The following is a 19,922-nucleotide window of genomic DNA, read 5'->3' as shown; positions in this document are numbered from 1 at the left end:
TCAGAGTGATACCGTATTGTGCGAGGAAATCGGGAACTTGGCAAAAAACAAACGCAGAGAGCCCCCTCAGGCGAGGGGGAAATCGCTTAATCTGCGGAATGGATATTCAGCGCACGGCGCGTACGGCCAGAGCTGAGATAGTCGGCAATGTAATCCTGGGAGATTTCACCGTTGTAGCGGCCATCTTCATCGACGATAGGCATCCAGCTGGTGTTGCTTTCGTACAGCTTGGAAAGCACGACACGCAGGTTGTCTTCGGCTTTACCGGTGACGCGGAATGGATGCAGTAGATCTGCGCAGCTGCCGGAGGCATTACGCGCTTCTCGGCGCTTCACAAAGCCCAGCGGTTTGCCTTCGTTATCCACCACCGTAATCGCACGAATGTCGTTGTCGTCCATGGTGGCGAAGGCTTCCGGCAGGGCGGTATCGCGTTTCACGGTGATGGTAGGCTGCTGGTCGGTGACGTCACCGGCAGAGACTAACAGCAGGCGTTTCAGCGTGCGGTCCTGGCCGACAAACGAGCCGACAAACTCATTCGCCGGTTTCGCCAGCAGTTCGTCGGGGCTGGCGCACTGTATGATGCGCCCTTGACGGAACACCGCAATGCGGTCGCCGAGCTTCAGCGCTTCATCAATGTCGTGGCTGACCAACATCACCGTTTTCTTCAGCTGGCGCTGCATCTCCAGGAACTGGTTCTGAATCACTTCACGGTTAATCGGGTCGACGGCGCCGAACGGCTCATCCATCAGCAGCACCGGAGGATCTGCCGCCAGCGCACGGATAACCCCGATACGCTGCTGCTGTCCGCCGGACATCTCTTTTGGATAGCGGCTCAGGAATTTTTTGGGGTCCATCGCTACCATATCCATCAGCTCTTCGGCGCGCGCTTTGTAGCGGGGTTTATCCCAGCCCAGCATCCGTGGCACGACGGTGATGTTTTCCTCAATGGTCATGTTCGGGAACAGACCAATTTGCTGGATAACGTAGCCGATATTACGCCGCAGGCTGACGGTGTCCATATCACTAGTGTCCTGGCCGTTAATCAGGATTTTCCCGCTACTGGCCGGGATCAGGCGGTTAATCATTTTAAGCGTTGTGGTCTTCCCGCAGCCGGACGGCCCCAGCAGGACGCACATTTCACCTTCCGGCACGTTGAGATTGACGTTATCGACGGCGTTAAAGCTCTGGCCGTTCTTTTGCGTAAATTGTTTGGTCAGATTTTCTAACTTTATCATTATCGAATCCCCTTTGGTGTCAGGACAATCTGCAGTCTGTGCAGCAACCAGTCGAGCACAATAGCCAGCAGGCAAATCATTAACGCCCCGGCAATTAACATACGAATATCACTCCCACCAATGCCGTTCAGCAGTAGCAGGCCAAGACCCCCCGCGCCGATAACCGCGGCAATCGCCATGACGCCGATGTTCATCACTACCGCAGTACGGATGCCGCCGAAAATTACCGGAAGCGCCATCGGGATCTCCACCCAGCGCAGACGCTGCCAGAAGGTCATGCCAATCCCACGGCCGGCTTCACGCAGCCCCGGCGGCAGATTATCGAGCGCGGTATGAGTGTTACGCACAATAGGCAGCAGTGAATAAAGGAACACCGCGGTGATGGCGGGTAAGGCGCCAATACCCTGACCGATCAGCGAAAACAGGGGGATCATCAGGCCAAACAGCGCAATCGACGGAATGGTCAGCAAAATGGTCGTCAGGCCCAAAATCGGCGTTGCCAGCCATTTGTGACGCACAATCAGAATTCCCAGCGGCACGCCGATGATGATTGCCAGCCCAACGGCGAGCAGAACCAGCCACAGATGCTGCCAGGTCAGTGTTGCCAGATAACTCCAGTTATCAATCATATAGTGAATCGTATCCATGACGCCTCCTTATTCCAGGCCTTTGCTGTGCAGGAAGTCCCGCGCAACCTGTTGTGGCGACTGGTGATCGATATCCACGCGTTTGTTCAGCTCGGTGATCACCTCGTTATTCAGCAGACCGGAAAGCGTGTTCATCGCCTCTTCAAGACCCGGGTTTGCTTCCAGCGTGTCCTTACGCACCACCGGCGTCACGGCGTAGCTTGGGAAGAAACCTTTGTCATCTTTCAGCACTTTGAGGTCGAAGCCTTTCACGCGGCCATCCGTGGTGTAAACCAGACCGGCATCGACGAACCCGTCACGCACGGCGTTGTACACAAGGCCTGGGTCCATCTGACGAATTTGCGGGCGGTCGAGCGGCATGTTATAGGTCTGCTGCAACGGTTTCATCCCGTCACTGCGACCGGCGAATTCCAAATCCAGACCCAGCAACCAGTTGTGTTTCGGGTCGGTCTGACGAATGTGTTCAAGCTTTGCTACCATTTCCGACATGGTGTTGATGTTTTCCGCTTCGGCGCGTTTACGCTGCATTGCAAAGGCGTAAGTGTTGTTCATGTCTGCTGGTTTAAGCCATATCAGGCCGAGCTTTTCATCGAGGCGTTTTACGGTGTCGTAAGACTCCTGGGGAGACATGCGCTTATTGATGTGGTTGAAGATGATGAGGGAGGTGCCGGTGTATTCCCAGGTCATGTCAATTTGCTTGTTGATCATGGCGTTGCGGGAAATTACGGTCGCAATGTTGGTTTTCGGCTGAACCTGGAAACCTTTCTTGCGCAGATACTGTACAGTCATGGCGGACAAAATATGCTGTTCGGTAAAGCTCTTGGTCGCCAGAATGATCGGGGCCGCGTTGGCCTGACCGGCAACCATCGCCAGCGCAGCGGCGGCGATAAACAGACGTTTCAATCGTCTCATGGAATGCTCCTGATTATTGTTATTCGGCGGTATGCGGGCTAAGTATGCGTCCCAGACCCGCCAACAGCGTATCGAGGATCAGGGCGAAGAGGGCCGTCGCGACCGCGCCGAGGATAAGCGTCGGGAAGTCGTTCAGGTAAATGCCCGGGAAGATAAGCTCGCCGTAGCTGCTGGCGCCAATCAAGAATGCCAGCGGCGCGGTACCGACGTTAATCGCGGTGGCGATGCGAATACCTGAGAGCATCACCGGCCAGGCGTTAGGAATTTCCACCTGCCACAAACGCTGCATTTTGGTCATGCCAATACCGTTCGCTGCTTCCAGCAGAGAGGCCGGTACTGAACACAAGCCTGAGTAGGTGTTACGCACAATCGGCAGCAGCGACGCCAGAAACAGCGCCACAATTGCGGGTTTATCGCCGATGCCGACAATCACCATCGCTAACGCCAGCACCGCAAGCGGCGGCAGGGTGTTACCGATGTTGAAAATTTGCATCACATATTCGGCGATACCGCGTGCGGCAGGACGGCTCAGCAGAATGCCGCTTGGGATACCTACCAGGAGTGCGAAGAACATTGAGGAGAACACCAGGATCAGGTGCTGTTGTCCGAGATAGACTAAATCAACCTGGCGAGAGCGGATTGTCTCAAGGCCGATTCCCCACGTGAGTAATGCCAGGACCGCGATAATCGCGCCTATAAACAACAGCGCGCGGGTCAGTAAAGAGTTGTGCATTGCAGTGTGTCTCCCTGTGTGCATGCGTTATTGCAACGACGTTGCTTGTTGTTGCTTGTTGTTATGCCATGTTCCGGCAGGGTTTAAGACCTATAGCAAGCGCTTGGGAAGGATTCCAGAAGAGGGACGAATTAAGTGACGGGGTCAGGTTTTGTAAACAAGGTGTTACGCCTTATGACGTAAAGGCTGAGCGGCAAAAGACCAGAAAAGTCCTAAAACGAAGCGGGGTAAGTGACGTTGTCACAAATGATGGTTTTGCAGGTGTCTGAAATTTAAGTTAAGTCACCCGCCGGACGGCGGGTGATAACGGCTTAGCGATAGAGTTTTTTATCGGCAACCGGAGACAGCAGTTCGGTCTGCCAGAAAGCCAGCGTCTGCTGTGCCAGCTCGCCGAGCGAACGGTAAAAAGGATGCTCAGCGTGGGTAACAAACTCTTCCAGGAAACGACCCGACCACGGCAACAGGTGCCAGCCCAACAGTTGCTGCCACTCTTCGTCGCGGTTGTTCTCTTTGAGCCAGGCCGCCAGCATCAGCAGGGTACCGAAATGATCTTCCGGCTCATTCTGTTGCGCTTCAAAGGCGATTCCTTTCTCACGCATCCACTGGCGTAGGGCGAGCGTGGAATCACCAAACAGAACATTTTCGCGATCCAGCCAAACCGAACCCCACGGCGGCGCGGGTAGTGCGTATGGGCCGACGAAAAGACGTTGAAACGCTTCGCTGAGCGGCTCATCTGACGCGACCTGAAAACTGTCTACCAGTTCCGGTTTGAAAGGAATGGACTCCGGCCACTGCTGCGCCCAACTTCCGTCACGGAAGGCGGCGATCAGCGGGGCGATGTTTTCGCTCTGCGGGTCATAATAGAACAGTCCACCCAGCACGCGGCCAGTGATGGCGATGGCTTCAACGAAGCGCGGTTGATTCATAACAGTTTCCTTGCTACGGCGGGGTTTACACGCCGGTTATTTTCTATTTTCATCAATGATGCATTCGAGCGAAAGGGCTCGTAATTTAATGGGCCTACAACTCAATGTAGGCCTGGTAATCGTGGTGACAACACGGCGGGCAAACTTACACCTTCTCGATTTGTACCAGATTAGTATGCTGCGGGTTACCTTTCGCCAGCGGCGACGGACGGTGTGTGGTCAGCGTATTGATGCATGACCCATGATCGATTCGGTCCCCGTTCATACTGGCATCATGCCACGCGCCCTGGCCCATTGCGCTCACACCCGGCATGATGCGTGGGGTGACTTTCGCCTCGATGCGCAACTCACCGCGATCGTTAAAGACCCGCACCATATCACCGCTGTGAATACCCCGTTTGGCGGCGTCCACTGGGTTAAGCCACACTTCCTGACGACAGGCGGCTTTCAGCACGTCGACGTTACCATAGCTGGAGTGCGTGCGGGCTTTATAATGGAAGCCAAACAGCTGCAGCGGGAAGGTGTCGCGCTGTGGCGCATCCCAGCCATCAAACGTTGAGGCGTACACCGGCAGCGGGCTGATAGTGTCATCTTTTTCCAGCTCCCAGCTTTCGGCGATGCTGGCCAGTTGTGCCGAGTAAATTTCAATTTTACCCGACGGCGTTTTCAGCGGGTTGGTGTCCGGATCTTTACGGAAATCTTTATACGCCACGAAATGGCCGTTAGGATCTTTACGTTTGTAAATTCCCATCGCTTTCAGCGCTTCATAAGAAGGGAGCTCAGGGTCTTTAGCGAGCATTTTGGCGTACAGAAATTGCAGCCATTCCGCCTGGGTGCGCCCCTCTGTAAATTTCTGCAGTATGTCCGGCCCGAGGCGTTTTGCTACTTCGCTCATGATCCAGTAAATCGGTTTGCGTTCGAATTTCGCACGTGTAGCAGGCTGGATGAAGATCAGGTAACCCATATTACCCGCGTAATCATTAGGAATGATGTCTTCCTGCTCCACGGTCATTAGGTCCGGTAGCAGCAGGTCAGCGTATTTTGCCGAGGCGGTCATAAAGTTTTCGATGACCACGATCATTTCGCATTTTTTATCATCCTGAAGAATGTCGTGGGTGCGGTTAATCTGCGAATGTTGGTTGATTATAGTGTTGCCAGCGTAGTTCCAGATGAATTTAATCGGTACATCCAGCTTATCTTTGCCGCGGACACCGTCACGGATGGCGGTCATTTCTGTGCCACGTTCAATGGCGTCGGTCCAGGTGAAACAGGAGATAGCGGTTTTCACCGGGTTTTGCAGTACCGGCATACGTTCAATGGTGATGGTATAGGTGGATTCACGTGCGCCACTGTTGCCGCCGTTAATGCCGACGTTGCCAGTCAGAATTGGCAGCATCGCGATAGCCCGCGCCGTCAGTTCACCGTTGGCCTGGCGCTGTGGGCCCCAGCCCTGGCAGATATACGCAGGTTTCGCCGTCCCGATTTCACGCGCCAGTTTGATAATTTTATCCGCTGGGATCCCGGTAATACGTGAGGCCCATTCCGGCGTTTTAGCGGTGGTGTCGTCCCCATGACCGAGAATATACGCCTTATAATGCCCATTGGCGGGGGCGCCTTCCGGCAGCGTTTTTTCATCGTAGCCGACGCAGTATTTGTCGAGGAACGGCTGGTCGACGAGATTTTCGTCAATCAACACCCACGCGATGCCCGCCACTAACGCGGCGTCTGTACCTGGGCGAATTGGCACCCATTCGTCTTCGCGCCCGGCGGCTGTGTCGGTATAGCGCGGATCGATGACGATCATTCTGGCGTTCGAGCGCTCGCGGGCCTGTTCCAGATACCAGGTAATGCCGCCACCGCTCATGCGCGTTTCTGCCGGGTTGTTACCGAACATCACCACCAGCTGACTGTTCTCGATATCGGAGGTGCTGTTGCCTTCGTTCGAACCATAGGTATAGGGCATGGCACAGGCAATCTGTGCGGTACTGTAAGTACCATAGTGACTGAGAAAACCGCCGTAGCAGTTCATCAGACGGGCCACCAAAGAGGCATAAGGCGAAGAGCGTGTAATATTGCCGCCCACAATCCCGGAGGTGTAGTTAATGTAAACGGCCTCGTTGCCGTACTCTTTCACTACATGCTTTAGGCTGTCGGTCAGCATATCGAGCGCTTCCGGCCAACTGATACGTTCGAACTTGCCTTCTCCGCGTTTGCCGACGCGCTTCATCGGGTAATTCAGGCGTTCCGGGTGATTGATACGGCGGCGAATAGAGCGCCCGCGCAGACAGGCGCGCACCTGGTGATCGCCGTAGATGTCATGGCCGGTATTGTCGGTTTCGACCCAGTATACTTCGTCGTCGCGTACGTGCAGACGCAGGGCGCAGCGACTACCGCAGTTTACCGAACAGGCGCCCCAGACCACTTTGTCATCAGGCTGTGTGGCCTGTTGAACAGCGGCGGCTGCACTTTTCAGGGTAAAGGGAAGTGAAATTCCACTGGCGGCGAGGGCCATAGAGCCAATAGCAGTGGATTTGATCAGGCTGCGGCGGCTTATTCCGCCGGGGTGTACATGCTGTTCATTATCAGACATCGCTCACTCCATTTTTATTTATGCACCGGACGCGCAGCCCGACTTTTGATGGAGGGATGTTACTTACTTAGAGGTATAGAGATATTATCCCCGGTCAATCCAGGGATAATATCTTTCGTGTGAAGGCGAAGACTACTGCTGATCGTTGCCGTTGCGGGTGTAGAGAATTTTGAAGGTGTCGTTGGCGCAATGCCCGACCACCTGTGCATCCGGCCGGTCAGCCTGGTCGTTCGGCACAATATTCAACGTAAACCCGGATTCTGGCACACCGTTGGTCACTATTTTCTGCTGGATATCATCCTTAACTCGCTCGCAGGACTCCGGGGCAGCCGCAAAAGCTGGCATCGCGCCGGCCAGTAACAGTGCAAATAGCCAGTGAGTCTTTTTCATACGCATCTCCTTGTCGCTATGGTGAGATAAAAGCATAGCACTCATAGTGTAAGTAGCTGTCTTTGAAGCTAACTTTCTGAAATTTCTGAGAGTAGGGTGGAATCACCAAAATCTCACCAAAATTCCACCAATCCTGTTCCCCAATATCACACCACCAAACGGACTCAATCGTTGCGCCGGTCGTCATGGTATCTCGCCGTCATTGCTGCAGTGGAATGACCCAGAAGTAGTTGCGTATCGATGCCCTGTTTTTCATACAGGCGTTCGGCGAGAGAGCGCTGTTCGTAAAAAGTTGGTGGTGTTTTTCCTTCTTCGGCCTCAATACCTAACTCATTCCGTAAATCACAGAACATTTTGCTCACCGTCGTTCTACTGAGCTGACCGCCGACTTTCGCCCGGCGATACGAAGTCGAATGGTGAACCATAAAATGACTGAGGATTCCGTCGCGGCAAAATTTGATGGCCTGGCCAAGATTCATCGAGATAGCCTCGCAGTGAAGTGAAAGCGGCAGAGCAATCTTATGGCCGGTCTTTTCCTGCTCGATGTGCAGGTAATCGTCCCACACATCCGAGAATTTCATCTTGATAACATCACCGGGGCGCTGGCCTGTCACCAGAGATAACAACAGGCAGCATTGCGCCCAATGCGCCCAATTTCCCGCAGCCTCGTAAATCCTCTGCCACTGTTTAAACTCCAGGCGACCTCGTCGGATCTGAAACGATACTTTCCGCGTGGCGAGGGCCGGGTTGAAGCCGGGCGGAACTTCGCCAGCGTACTGAGCCTCTTTGAACAGATCCATCCAGTTACTACGGTGCTGGTTGGCTGTGAGATTTTTATCCTCGTTTTTATACTCTTCTAAAATAGCCGCCATTTCGCGAGCACCTACATTTTCGAGATACATATTCGAAGACTTGTCCCTCAACAGACGTGCTGAAAATTTTCTGGATCGAATGGTGCTGGCTGCCAGTTCCCCGCGTTCCAGTCGCTTATCCAGCAAATCAAAATACCTGTCAATCCACGCATGTAGCCGAATTTTACTGCACTCAGGTTTATCGCGACCCAGAACGCTATCAACCAGTGAGTAGGCATGCTCAACCTGCTTTTGAGCAATAACCCTGTTCAGTTTGAGCGCGGCGGTTTTGGCAAGAGCTTCGTCACGCCCCAGGCTCGAAAATTTGCCATCTAGTTGATTGAAGTACTGCCAGTAGGTCTTGCCGTTCCGCTTGTCGAGTTTTCGATACAGATTCGGGATATCAATGTTGTGTGTGCGTGGCCTTGCCATTGAGCGTTCTCTCCACCATTTTCCTCGCCGCTTCTGGGAGGTTGTTTGAGATCCGGTGCTCACCTCGAATGCCGATGAATTTGGCGTCTTCGTAAACAACCCACTTCCCGCCGTCCTTCATTGCAGGTGAATAACCCCCCCTCTCTTACACGGAGTTCCAATGTTTAAACATAAAAAATCGCGTTTGCGAGGATTTTCACTGCGCGCTTTTCAGACCCGTATGAATGCGGTCTGGTTTAACGGTGGCGTGAATGACGTGCAGGCTGAGTGCCTGGCGGGATTCACTGCCGCCTATCTCATTTACAACAACGTGCTGGGCCGCCACGTGCCTGTGAGCTGGCTGGCCTATGTGCTCGCCACCACCTACCACGAAACGGCAGCCACCATGCAGCCGGTCGAGGAATACGGCAAAGGGGCGGGGCGTCCCTATGGCGAACCGGACCTTGAAACCGGGCAGGTTTATGACGGTCGCGGCTACGTCCAACTGACCTGGAAAGACAATTACCAGAAGGCGCAGGCGCAGGTGGTCGACTTTCTGACGCTCCAGCACAACGTGCCACTGGTAATGCAGCCTGATTTAGCAATGACGCCATGGGTGGCGGCGCAGGTGGCGATTAACGGCATGGCGGAAGGCTGGTTCACCGGCAAGACGCTGGCGGATTACCTGACCGACACGACGATCGATTATCTCAATGCGCGCCGCATTATCAACGGCACCGACAAAGCGCAGACCATCGCGGCGTATGCGACTGAAGCGCAGGCCGCGCTCGAGCTGGCTCATGGGAAAGGGATTGTCCGCAACCTGGTGAAAGAGGGCGCCAGCGGCGACGACGTGCGCGAGATCCAGCTGATGCTGGGCCTGAAACCTGACGGGAGCGCGGGACCGGATACGATCAACGGCATCATGGCGTTCCAGGCGGCGCACTTGCTGGCGGTCGACGGGGTCTGCGGGAAAGATACCTGGGCGGCACTTGACCGGGAGGTCTACGGCGTATGAAAGCTCTGATGTTAGCGGCGATTCTGGTCCTGTCCGGATGCTCGGGAACCTGGGTTCATATCGAAGAGTCCGGGAGCCAGCAGGCCTGTGCGCCGGTGGTGAGTGTGGAAAGCCTCGGCAACAGTGTAACGGTCTCCGATCACTCTCAATGTAAGGCGAACCAATGAAAAAAGCAGTTCAGGTGATGATCACCCTGATGTTGTGCACGGTGATGGCGGGGTGCTCGAACATCATCACCTACGTCCGGCACGATGAAACCAAAGGCAACATTCAGTGCAGCGGTGACCAGGCCCTGAAGCGCGACAGCCAGTGTCACGCTACCGCCACCACCAAATAACCTATCATAACCCCAGACGAAGCCGGGACCGACAGCAAAGAGGGCGTGGGGATGTCAGTGACCATGAATCTCAGCTATTACAAGCTGATGGTCGACGGAAAGGAAATCTACGAGATTGACCCGGCGAACATGATCCGCAGCGTTAACGGCGTGAACGTTCTGGCAGACGAGAAAGATGCGCTGCTGATGTAACGGGGTTGTGAGAATTGAAAGGGCAGTTGGTATGTAGGCAACAAGAAGAGATATATCGAAGCCAGAAAGGCAAATACCTGCGTCTTTTCTCGCAAGTACATCAGGTGGCAATTGTTTGTGTTTTTTTTAATATAAACATTTAAGTTCTTTTCTTTACGGTCGCTTTATCAAGAAAATGTTGGATTTTGTTGAGGCGCATATGAATGCAAATGTAAAGTTTATGTTGGGCTTAAGGCGTTTAATTATAGAATTAAACAGTGGCCGAAAACTAATCAAAGCCTTGGAGCTTAAAGAACTATTACTAAAAAATGTCCAATACTTGCCAGATAGTGATGTAACTATTGATTTTGTTGATTCATTATTTCGGCTATGCGAGGAGTTTAACTCCCTTGCTGTAGAAGCGTTTTATATATCTTCATGTCTTTTTTATGGACACATAATGGATATACATTCAAAGGATGTTTTTTTATCGGAAAGGAAAGCGCTTATAATGATTTCATAATGCAAGTCAATCACCTTGGTTATAACATTTTGTTTTATAATTGCGATCATTTCACTGACTTCGAAAGCCTCAGCAATAAAATTTCTAATAGCCAGTTTTCTGTTCTTGCTTACGATTTTTATGGAAGTGAAGCTTTACTGGGGAAAGGAGTTTGCAAACCTTTTTCCCATTTTTATTACGAGAAGCGTCAGGCGACTAAACATCAATTGCATCAGGACTGGACGATTTTCCTCATTTATCAATACAAACGATTTATTGAAGAAAAGCATAAACAAGTGATTCTGGGTTCATCATACTCCTACAATACGTTAACGGATATGAATTCTGTGAATTCTGTGAGCTTTTCATTACCTGGGTTAGATATTACCAGTGCGGTGATGTTTTATAATGAGATACACCAAATACCATTAAGTAATAAAACTATTTTTTGTTTTGGTGTGTATGATTTTTTCAAGGAAATTAAAAAAGGGTACGCTCAGGTATACGTATATGCCCATAAGGCTGTGATGGGGTTCATGGATGCTAAAAAATCTTCTGTTGCTCCAATTTGTTTGCCAGTGACTCTTAATTTGGCTGCGTCTGTTGATGTGATTGTTTCCTCTCGTTATTTTTCTTGTAACGATAGTGAGAAGCAAGAGAGGTTTCCCAGTGAAAGTGAAATTATATCAGCTTTGCAAAAGGGAATAAACTATCCCACAAGAGATCCAAAACTCGATGGCGAATTACAGGGGGTTCAGACTGTATCGTTGCATAACAAATACGTTAAGTATGAAAGTTCATTTGAGTTGAATTGTGAATTAATGATGGAGGTCAAGAGGAATTCTGAGTGTTTAGGGAAGGATGTGTATTTCATCATTCCCCCATTACCAGAATCTTATGTCGAAAACATAAATGAACTCATGAAAAATAAAGTGTATGACTTTTTGAGTGGGTTGGAATCTGATTTCTTTCATGTGTGCGATTTCTCAAGTGACAACGATTTCGATTACTGCGATTTTCACGATGGGCATCATTTAAATATGCATGGTGCCAAAAAACTACGGAGTAAGTTGCACAATGCGGGAATATTAGATAGTGAAGTCTTATAAAACATACACGTAATAAGCAATAGCTACATAATAATCAATTTCCCAACAACAAAACCTAACAAAAGCACCTTCGGGTGCTTTTTTCATTTAAGGAACCGCGAAATGACTTATCCGGCTAACACCACTCTTATCACCTTATCCCGTCCACTGAAATTGAATGGGGAAGAAGTCGAAACCATCAAGATGCGCGAGCCGACGATGTTCGACAAACTTCTGTTTGAAAAGAACAAAGGCGCCGCGCTTGAGAAAGAAGTGGCGATGATTGCGGGCCTTTGCAGCCTTAACCCCGGTGATCTGCACCAGCTTCCGGCGTACGACTACGACCAGCTGACGGAGGCATTTAATGATTTTTTGCTGCCACCGGCGGAGCGCTTGAACCTGAGTTCCTGAACAACCAGCCGGGGATCACATACTGGTGCCGCATTACGTTCAGCGAACAGCTCACGATGCCACTGAGTATCTGGCGGCGCTATCTGAAAAAGGCCATTAAGCAGAGCGCGGCGTAATGTCAAAATCCCAGAAGTTTAACGCCTCGATTAATTTCGGGGCGTCGCTTGACCCGTCAATGTCCCGGACCCTGAAAGGGCTTACTCGCGGCATTGACGATATCAGCGAAGAGTCAGCTAAGGCGGCAAAATCACAAACGGCCTGGATGCGTCAGGTGAAAGCCGGATCTGCGGGGACTACCGCGCAGATAAAGAATATGAGAAGAGCTGAGTAACAAACTGGGTGAGCAGGGCAATGATAAATCCTTAAACCCGCTGCTGGCCCAGATCGGTATGAACAAAACGCAGATGACGGGGGGCAAACAACAGCAGTTTGACCAGGTGATGCAGGCCATCTCGGTCGGCATCAAAAATAAGAGCCTGACTGCCCAGCAGGGGGAATCACTTGCCGACCAGCTGATGGGCGGTGAAGCCAACAAACTGGTGACCTACATCGCCAGCACCGGCAAATCCTTCAAGGAAGTGATGGATAACGCCGCTCAGCTCAACAATGTGTCTGAGGATGAAGCACGCGCAGCGGCTGAGTCCAGCCAGGTTATCAGTAACCTCTGGACGTCCGGGGAAACTGCTTTGCAGGGAATGGCCGGGGAGTTAGGCAAGGCATTCGAACCGCAGCTGAAAGCGTGGGAACAACAAGCTACGCAATGGGTCAGTAACAATAAGCAGCTGATCGCGAATGAAATCACTGAGTGGGTGAAAGGTGGTGGTCCGGAGCGAGTTGTCCATGGACTGGAAACCTTTGGGCGGGCTGTCTCACAGGTTGTGAAATGGATAGATGCAATCCTGCCTGAAAACGATGAACGATCTCCTGCGCAGATGGCTACAGCACAGGAAGCCCGACAGCGCGCTATCGAAACTGAAGAACAGAAGCAGGGCGTAAGCTCGCTGGGTTATCAGGAATCCATCAATGTTGCCAACGTAGGTGAGCAATCCTGGAAGGACGCCCATAGTCAGGCCAGAGTTCCGGATGGCGTTAACTTTAATGATAAGACATTCGGTGTGCCGGTCCCGTCGCTGAAAACTCCGGCACCGCAGCAGACGAACCACGTCAATATCACGGTGAACACGCTACCGGGCCAGGACCCGACTGAGTTTGGCCAGGGTGTCTACGACGCTTTCAACAAAGCGACGCCTGGCGTGCCTGGCTCGGCCGGGTCAGACACATTCGATATTCCAGCATTCTGAGGAGACGCCTGTGCAATACACAACGAAAGACGGTGAACGGCTGGATATTATCTGCGCCCGCCATTACGCGGCGGTCAACAACACCTTTGAAGCCGTTCTCTTTTCGCCAGAGAACTATGATCTGACAACGAATGAAGTTTTCAATGCTGGTTCAACCTTCGACCTCCCTGTTGTAAAGCCCGCAGAGAAGAAAACAGAAACATCACTCTGGGATTAACCAATGTCTTACATCGATACCGGCAGCAAACCATGGCTGCCAAACTTTGCTATTTCCGTCGAGGGTGAAGATATCACCGACGCAGTGCGTGAGAACCTGATTGACCTTTCGCTGAAAGATTACGGCGGTGATTCCAAAAAGAGTGATCAGATCTCATTTGCGGTGGTATCCCCTGATATGAAATTGCCTGGGAAGGGCGTGAAAATTTCTGTGTCCATGGGCTTCGGTGACGAGCTGGTGGATAAGGGAAACTTCGTAGTTGATTCACGTTCGTCCGGTGGTTCATCTTCACAACCTCGAGTAATCGAAATCACAGCCCGAGCGTTCTCTAAAACGAATGAGCGTGGCCACAGTTCGTTGCAGTCGCAGAAAACACGCTCCTTTGCGTCAGGTACCTTGATGAGCGATTTAGTCAGTACCATCGCAGCCGAACATGGCTTAACGGCTCGGGTTGATTCAACGCTGGAGGAACAGCCGCTATCCCATGTTGACCAGCTTGGTGAGAGCGATATGAATTTACTGACCCGGATAGCAGCGCAGTATGGTGCGGTGAGCAAGGTGACGCACGATTACTGGGTGATAACACCCAGAGGGGCGCAAACTACGGTGAGCGGTAAACCTCTGCCGGTGAAAACCATTACGCCTGATATGTGCAGTAACTGGCGGTACTACGACAACAGCGATCATCCTGACAGCAGCAAATCAGGAAAAGGAACTGTTGTCGTGAGTTACAGAGACATGGCTGACAGTGGCAGGATAAAGACACTGACGGTCGGAAGCGGCGAACCGGTCAACCATTACCCGATACCACAGAAAGATATTCAAGGTGCCCGGGTCATCGCTGGTGGTTGTAGTGCCCACAGCACGAAAAAGCTGGTGGGCATGTCCCTCGTTCTCCCAGCTACGCCAGAAATGATGCCAATGACAGCAGAAGCGAAAATAACCACCAGTGGCTTCGGTAGCGTGGAGGATCGGGAGTGGAAAATTGCCTCGCTAGATTTTCGACTTTCTGAGCAGGGATTCAGCCTGAGTATGGATCTCGAATAATGCAGTTTGGGGCAAGATTATGGGGGTAAAATCTTTCCCCAAAACTATTTGTAACGTGTTGAAAAGTATAGCCTGTTTTTTGTCGACTTAGTTCTATCTCAAAGACAGTGAAATCCCTGTAACGATATGAATATATTGTATTTTACTTGATTGGCTGCTGCTATAGTGTAAATCGCTGTATTTGCTAATATGATTGAGAAAAATCTACCGTAAAGGACAGTCTGTGAAGAAACTGCTGTTTATGGTGCCGCTTATCAGCGTGCTCACCGCCTGCGATAACGCCTCAACACCGGCTGCCTTTACGCCGGAAATGGCGAGTTTTTCCAATGAATTTGATTTCGATCCGTTGCGGGGGCCGGTTAAAGACTTCAGTCAGACGCTGATGAACGAGAAGGGCGAAGTAACCAAACGCGTTAGCGCCAGACTCTCGCAGGAAGGCTGTTTTGATTTGATTGAACTGCATGATCTGGAGAATAACGCCGGTGCGACGCTGGTACTCGACGCAAACTATTACGTCGACGGCACCACCCAGCAAAAGCGTATTTTGTTGCAAGGGAAATGCCAGTTAGCGGGAATGCCTGCCGCCGGAATGAGCTGGGACACTGACGATAACGGCTTTGTTGTAGCCGCACACGGGAAAGCATTAAGCGTAGATTATCAATATGATAGTGAAGGTTATCCGTTAGGGAAAACCTCAACCAGTGGTAATGAAACGCTGAAAATAGTGGCGACGCCGCCGAAAGATGCCCGTAAGAAACTCGATTACACTGCGGTCAGCATTCTGAATGACAAAACCATCGGCAATGTGGTGCAAACCTGTGATTACGACCGACACGACAACCCGCTGAGCTGCGAGTTGCAGATTGTAGATGACAGCGTAACGCCGCCAGTGACCCGGCGCTACACCATCAAAAATACCATCGAGTACTACTGAGCCGTCGGCTTAAGCAATGTGTGTGTTTTGTGTTTTGGCAGATATTGATTCTGGAACAGACACATACGAATGGTATTGCGGTATTCGCCGTTAATGAAGAACTCATGGATGAGTTCGCCTTCCACCTGGAAACCGAGTTTGCGATAAATGTGGATCGCCTTTTCGTTTTCGGTATCGACAATCAAATACAGCTTGTACAGGTTCAGTACCATAAAGCCGTAGTCCATCGCCAGTATCGCTGCTTTTGTCGCCAGCCCTTTGCCTTGATAGTCAGGGGAAATAATAATCTGAAATTCTGCACGGCGGTGAACGTGGTTAATTTCCACTAATTCAACGAGGCCAGCCTTCTCGCCGTCGCATTCGATAACAAAGCGGCGTTCGCTCTGATCGTGAATATGTTTGTCGTACAGGTCAGAAAGCTCAACGAAGGCTTCGTATGGCTCTTCGAACCAATAACGCATAACGCTGGCGTTATTATCCAGCTGGTGAACAAAGCGCAGATCCTCGCGTTCCAGAGGGCGCAGCTTAACGGCATAAGCATTGGCCATGTAATTTCCTTGAATTGGGTAAGCATGTCAAACGGGGAAGAAGGGCGCCTGCAGGCGCCCAACGGTGTTACGGAGTAAGAGGTCGACCGGTCGATCTGTCGAGGCAGCGCAGGGTGTTTGGCTCCCAGTACGCATTCAGATTGGCGCTTTTATCGCATTTATCACGCGTATCAAAAGCGACATCTTTTTTATCCCACTCTTTTTCAACGCGGGTATTCACTTTCTGACGAAGCGACCGGGTATCGTTCCACTGTTCCTTGTCCATCGCCGCATCTTGTTTGCTCTGCGCGCTGTCACCGGATTCAATGATGAGCTTGCTGGTTTGCGCAGATGCACTCGCAGTATAAACGATGGCACCCAGCGTCAGCATCGCCGTCAGGCACAGGCGTTTGCTAAAAGTCACTTTCATTGCTGTTTCCTTAAGGGTGTTAAAAACGGTAATCCCACACGCGGAGTTTACACCAACTCCCGCGCAGGGAATACCCGGCCAGGTTGTCGCTCAGGAAACGTTTCTCAGCAGGCACCACTGAGCGTGGTTTTATAAATGCGCACCGCCTCGTTCACGTCCTGGGTTTTGACGGAATTGATTTTCAGTCCGTTGACATAGATGTCGTAGCCGTCCTGACTCAGGCGAAAAATAATGGTATCGCCGCGAAAGCGAATAACTTTGTCTTTCACGCCAATACCCTGACGGCGTAACACCATCTTCGCCATTCTGTCGATACTCATAGTACTGCACCTCAATGGCCATAGGGCTTATCTGGAGAAAAGAGATTCTCCCTTTACTAAGGTTAATTTATCCTTAAGAACTTTGCTGACAACCGCCTTAAATAATCGTTCCCTTGTATGGCATTTTCCTGAATGTTTCAAAAATGTGATCGTTGTGAATTCTCTTGCTGACACTTCTTGTATGGTAGTTGCCGGATATAACCTCTAACGGCCCACGCTGGTCTCACGGCGCGTGCGGAAGACTGACCAGGAGTGTTTTATGGCAACTGAAGTAGTGGAACAGGCGGCCCTGGCAAAGCCCGCAAGAATAAAAACGATTCAGACAGTAACGCTGGCGCTACTGTTTATTGCCGGGATCGTCAACTTCCTCGATCGTTCTTCACTGAGCGTCGCGGGCGAGGCGATCCGCGGCGAACTGGGTCTGTCGGCCACCGAGTTTGGCATTCTGCTCTCGGCGTTTTCCCTTTCTTATGGTTTATCGCAACTGCCTGCGGGCATTTTGCTCGACCGGTTCGGGCCACGACTGGTGCTGGGCGCGGGCCTGATTTTCTGGTCGGCGATGCAGGCGTTGACCGGAGTAGTGAACTCGTTCAGCCACTTTATCTTTCTGCGGATCGGCCTCGGGATCGGCGAAGCGCCATTTATGCCTGCGGGCGTGAAATCGATAAGCGACTGGTACGTGCAGAAAGAGCGCGGCACGGCGCTGGGGATTTTTAACTCCTCCACGGTGATTGGGCAAGCCCTCGCACCGCCTGCATTGGTGGTGATGCAGCTCGCGTGGGGCTGGCGCACCATGTTTGTGGTGATTGGCCTGGCAGGCGTTCTGGTCGGCATTTGCTGGTACGCGTGGTATCGCAATCGCGCGCAGTTCGCACTGGACAATACCGAACGCGAATACCTCTCTGCGCCGGACACGCCTCGGCCAAAACTGGCGTTCAGCGGATGGCTGGCGCTGTTTAAGCGCCGCACCACATGGGGCATGATCTTAGGTTTCTCAGGTGTGAACTACACCGGCTGGCTGTACATCGCCTGGCTACCGGGTTATTTGCAGGCGGAGCAGGGCTTTAGCCTCGCCAAAACTGGCTGGGTGGCGGCGATCCCGTTCCTGGCCGCAGCGGTCGGGATGTGGACTAATGGCTACGTGGTCGACGCGCTGGCGCGTCGTGGATACGATCTGGCGAAAACGCGGAAAACAGCCATTGTGCTCGGTCTTACCCTGTCGGCGCTCGGTACGCTGCTGGTGGTGCAGTCTTCTACACCAACGCAGGCGGTGGCGTTTATTTCGATGGCGCTGTTCTGCGTACACTTTGCCGGAACCTCCGCCTGGGGGCTGGTGCAGGTCATGGTGGCTGAAACTAAAGTCGCTTCGGTGGCCGCCATTCAAAACTTCGGCAGCTTCGTGTTTGCCTCGTTTGCACCGATTGTCACCGGCTGGGTGGTAGACACTACGCACTCCTTTAACCTTGCACTGGTGATTGCCGCCTGCGTCACCTTTACTGGGGCGCTGTGCTACTTCTTCATCGTTAAAGACCGCATCGAATAATCCCTTCATCCTGCCCGGCTGCATGAAAACGCATCCGGGCTTTCTTGATTTATCCACGCCTTTTTTTGTGATCTGCTGAACTCTTTTTGATCAATATACTTGTATGGTAGTTGTTGTGGGCGCTAAATGACGCCATCAACGATGAGCCGTAAGGATCAAAAATGAAAATTGTTGCCGCAGACGTATTTGTTACCTGCCCAGGGCGTAATTTCGTCACGTTAAAAATCACCACCGAAGATGGCCTGACCGGGCTGGGCGATGCCACGCTGAACGGGCGCGAGCTGTCCGTGGCCTCGTACCTGAAAGATCATCTCTGTCCGCAGCTGATTGGCCGTGATGCCCACCGAATCGAAGATATCTGGCAATTCTTTTATAAAGGCGCGTACTGGCGACGGGGCCCGGTCACAATGTCGGCCATTTCTGCGGTCGACATGGCTCTTTGGGATATCAAAGCTAAGGCCGCCAATATGCCACTGTATCAGCTGCTCGGCGGGGCGTCCCGTGAAGGGGTGATGGTTTACTGCCACACCACCGGACACACCATTGATGAAGTTCTCGACGACTACGCGCGTCACAAAGAGATGGGCTTCAAAGCCATTCGCGTGCAGTGCGGCGTGCCGGGGATGAAAACCACCTACGGCATGGCGAAAGGCAAAGGCCAGGCTTACGAACCTGCAACCAAAGGCCAGTGGCCAGATGAACAGTTGTGGTCCACCGAAAAATACCTCGATTTCACCCCAAAACTGTTCGATGCGGTACGCGAGAAATTCGGCTTCAACGAACATCTGCTGCACGACATGCACCACCGTCTGACCCCGATCGAAGCCGCCCGCTTTGGTAAAAGCATTGAACAGTACCGTATGTTCTGGATGGAAGACCCGACACCTGCAGAAAACCAGGCGTGCTTCCGTCTGATTCGCCAGCATACCGTCACGCCGATTGCGGTAGGTGAAGTGTTCAACAGCATCTGGGACTGCAAACAGCTGATTGAAGAGCAGCTCATCGACTATATCCGCACCACTATTACCCACGCGGGTGGCATCACCGGTATGCGACGCATCGCTGATTTTGCCTCGTTGTATCAGGTGCGCACCGGTTCGCACGGTCCGTCCGATTTGTCGCCGATCTGCATGGCGGCTGCGTTGCATTTCGATCTGTGGGTGCCAAATTTTGGCGTCCAGGAATACATGGGTTATTCCGAACAAATGCTCGAGGTGTTCCCGCATAACTGGACTTTCGACAACGGCTATATGCACCCGGGTGAGAAACCGGGCCTCGGCATCGAGTTTGATGAAAAACTCGCGGCGAAATATCCCTACGAGCCGGCCTGTTTGCCGGTCGCGCGCCTGGAAGACGGCACACTGTGGAACTGGTAAGGAGC

Annotated in this window: 24 protein-coding genes; 13 read left to right on the top strand and 11 right to left on the bottom strand. The window is 52.1% G+C overall.

The annotated features are described in order from the left end of the window. Window positions 1-86: 86 nt before the first annotated feature. From osmV to MUU46_RS22630, 8 genes are all read right to left on the bottom strand, one after another. Window positions 87-1,235, bottom strand: coding sequence for an osmoprotectant ABC transporter ATP-binding protein OsmV (osmV, locus tag MUU46_RS22665; protein ID WP_159756412.1), 1,149 nt, complete (start codon window positions 1,233-1,235; stop codon window positions 87-89). Beyond that, window positions 1,235-1,882 carry an osmoprotectant ABC transporter permease OsmW gene (gene osmW, locus MUU46_RS22660; protein ID WP_159756415.1) on the bottom strand — a complete coding sequence of 216 codons (648 nt, stop codon included), beginning with the start codon at window positions 1,880-1,882 and terminating at the stop codon, window positions 1,235-1,237. Before osmW ends, osmV begins: the two co-directional genes overlap by 1 nt. Window positions 1,883-1,891: 9 nt before the next feature. Further along, a complete protein-coding gene (gene osmX, locus MUU46_RS22655) occupies window positions 1,892-2,794 on the bottom strand; it encodes an osmoprotectant ABC transporter substrate-binding protein OsmX (RefSeq protein WP_159756418.1) in 903 nt (300 codons plus the stop codon). Window positions 2,795-2,813: 19 nt separating this feature from the next. Next, on the bottom strand, window positions 2,814-3,527 hold the full coding sequence (gene osmY / locus MUU46_RS22650; protein WP_159756421.1) for an osmoprotectant ABC transporter permease OsmY: 714 nt from the start codon (window positions 3,525-3,527) through the stop codon (window positions 2,814-2,816). A gap of 311 nt (window positions 3,528-3,838) precedes the next feature. Continuing rightward, on the bottom strand, window positions 3,839-4,453 hold the full coding sequence (gene dmsD / locus MUU46_RS22645) for a Tat proofreading chaperone DmsD (RefSeq protein WP_258966798.1): 615 nt from the start codon (window positions 4,451-4,453) through the stop codon (window positions 3,839-3,841). 145 nt (window positions 4,454-4,598) lie between these two features. Beyond that, window positions 4,599-7,043: a selenate/tellurate reductase subunit YnfE gene (gene ynfE / locus MUU46_RS22640; protein WP_258966797.1), complete on the bottom strand. Its 2,445-nt coding sequence runs from the start codon at window positions 7,041-7,043 to the stop codon at window positions 4,599-4,601. Window positions 7,044-7,175: 132 nt separating this feature from the next. After that, a complete protein-coding gene (locus tag MUU46_RS22635) occupies window positions 7,176-7,433 on the bottom strand; it encodes a DUF1161 domain-containing protein (protein ID WP_159756430.1) in 258 nt (85 codons plus the stop codon). Window positions 7,434-7,597: 164 nt separating this feature from the next. Continuing rightward, a complete protein-coding gene (locus MUU46_RS22630) occupies window positions 7,598-8,716 on the bottom strand; it encodes a tyrosine-type recombinase/integrase (RefSeq protein ID WP_258966796.1) in 1,119 nt (372 codons plus the stop codon). A 160-nt stretch (window positions 8,717-8,876) separates the two neighbouring features. On the opposite strand from MUU46_RS22630, the gene MUU46_RS22625 reads away from it, so the two are divergent. From MUU46_RS22625 to MUU46_RS22575, 11 genes are all read left to right on the top strand, one after another. Further along, the gene (locus MUU46_RS22625; RefSeq protein ID WP_258966795.1) at window positions 8,877-9,713 is read left to right on the top strand and encodes a peptidoglycan-binding protein; all 837 of its coding nucleotides are present in this window, start codon (window positions 8,877-8,879) and stop codon (window positions 9,711-9,713) included. Next, complete coding sequence (locus tag MUU46_RS22620) at window positions 9,710-9,880, top strand: putative periplasmic lipoprotein (protein ID WP_258966794.1); 171 nt, start codon at window positions 9,710-9,712, stop codon at window positions 9,878-9,880. The genes MUU46_RS22625 and MUU46_RS22620 overlap by 4 nt, the downstream gene beginning before the upstream one ends. Then, complete coding sequence (locus tag MUU46_RS22615; RefSeq protein WP_159465391.1) at window positions 9,877-10,050, top strand: hypothetical protein; 174 nt, start codon at window positions 9,877-9,879, stop codon at window positions 10,048-10,050. The genes MUU46_RS22620 and MUU46_RS22615 overlap by 4 nt, the downstream gene beginning before the upstream one ends. 45 nt (window positions 10,051-10,095) lie before the next feature. Continuing rightward, window positions 10,096-10,242 carry a phage major tail tube protein gene (locus MUU46_RS22610; RefSeq protein ID WP_258966793.1) on the top strand — a complete coding sequence of 49 codons (147 nt, stop codon included), beginning with the start codon at window positions 10,096-10,098 and terminating at the stop codon, window positions 10,240-10,242. 501 nt (window positions 10,243-10,743) lie between these two features. Next, window positions 10,744-11,832: a hypothetical protein gene (locus tag MUU46_RS22605; RefSeq protein WP_258966792.1), complete on the top strand. Its 1,089-nt coding sequence runs from the start codon at window positions 10,744-10,746 to the stop codon at window positions 11,830-11,832. A 102-nt stretch (window positions 11,833-11,934) separates the two neighbouring features. After that, window positions 11,935-12,222, top strand: a complete 288-nt coding sequence (locus MUU46_RS22600) for a phage tail assembly protein (protein ID WP_258966791.1) — start codon at window positions 11,935-11,937, stop codon at window positions 12,220-12,222. Window positions 12,223-12,337: 115 nt separating this feature from the next. Further along, the gene (locus tag MUU46_RS22595; protein ID WP_258966790.1) at window positions 12,338-12,553 is read left to right on the top strand and encodes a hypothetical protein; all 216 of its coding nucleotides are present in this window, start codon (window positions 12,338-12,340) and stop codon (window positions 12,551-12,553) included. 58 nt (window positions 12,554-12,611) lie between these two features. Beyond that, window positions 12,612-13,523 carry a hypothetical protein gene (locus MUU46_RS22590; protein WP_258966789.1) on the top strand — a complete coding sequence of 304 codons (912 nt, stop codon included), beginning with the start codon at window positions 12,612-12,614 and terminating at the stop codon, window positions 13,521-13,523. Between the two features lie 10 nt (window positions 13,524-13,533). Next, window positions 13,534-13,740: a tail protein X gene (locus tag MUU46_RS22585; RefSeq protein WP_258966788.1), complete on the top strand. Its 207-nt coding sequence runs from the start codon at window positions 13,534-13,536 to the stop codon at window positions 13,738-13,740. A gap of 3 nt (window positions 13,741-13,743) precedes the next feature. Next, on the top strand, window positions 13,744-14,787 hold the full coding sequence (locus MUU46_RS22580) for a phage late control D family protein (protein WP_258966787.1): 1,044 nt from the start codon (window positions 13,744-13,746) through the stop codon (window positions 14,785-14,787). 241 nt (window positions 14,788-15,028) lie between these two features. Further along, the gene (locus MUU46_RS22575) at window positions 15,029-15,721 is read left to right on the top strand and encodes a YnfC family lipoprotein (RefSeq protein WP_374685034.1); all 693 of its coding nucleotides are present in this window, start codon (window positions 15,029-15,031) and stop codon (window positions 15,719-15,721) included. Here the strand turns inward: MUU46_RS22575 and speG are convergent. From speG to MUU46_RS22560, 3 genes are all read right to left on the bottom strand, one after another. Continuing rightward, window positions 15,715-16,269, bottom strand: coding sequence for a spermidine N1-acetyltransferase (gene speG / locus MUU46_RS22570; protein WP_159756436.1), 555 nt, complete (start codon window positions 16,267-16,269; stop codon window positions 15,715-15,717). The genes MUU46_RS22575 and speG overlap by 7 nt on opposite strands. Window positions 16,270-16,336: 67 nt before the next feature. Next, a complete protein-coding gene (locus MUU46_RS22565; RefSeq protein ID WP_159756439.1) occupies window positions 16,337-16,678 on the bottom strand; it encodes a DUF1283 family protein in 342 nt (113 codons plus the stop codon). 104 nt (window positions 16,679-16,782) lie between these two features. Then, window positions 16,783-16,998, bottom strand: coding sequence for a hypothetical protein (locus MUU46_RS22560; protein WP_159756442.1), 216 nt, complete (start codon window positions 16,996-16,998; stop codon window positions 16,783-16,785). A gap of 259 nt (window positions 16,999-17,257) precedes the next feature. Between MUU46_RS22560 and MUU46_RS22555 the strand changes: the two genes are divergently transcribed. Both MUU46_RS22555 and rspA read left to right on the top strand, forming a co-directional pair. Continuing rightward, window positions 17,258-18,541 carry an MFS transporter gene (locus tag MUU46_RS22555; RefSeq protein WP_258966785.1) on the top strand — a complete coding sequence of 428 codons (1,284 nt, stop codon included), beginning with the start codon at window positions 17,258-17,260 and terminating at the stop codon, window positions 18,539-18,541. 161 nt (window positions 18,542-18,702) lie between these two features. Further along, window positions 18,703-19,917 carry a starvation-sensing protein RspA gene (gene rspA / locus MUU46_RS22550; RefSeq protein WP_258966784.1) on the top strand — a complete coding sequence of 405 codons (1,215 nt, stop codon included), beginning with the start codon at window positions 18,703-18,705 and terminating at the stop codon, window positions 19,915-19,917. Window positions 19,918-19,922 lie beyond the last annotated feature (5 nt).

The organism is Scandinavium tedordense (assembly GCF_024764965.1).
GTDB classification, from domain to species: Bacteria; Pseudomonadota; Gammaproteobacteria; order Enterobacterales; family Enterobacteriaceae; genus Scandinavium; species Scandinavium tedordense.
Note: the sequence above shows the minus strand (reverse complement) of the source record. Positions and strands in the feature narration are given on the sequence as shown.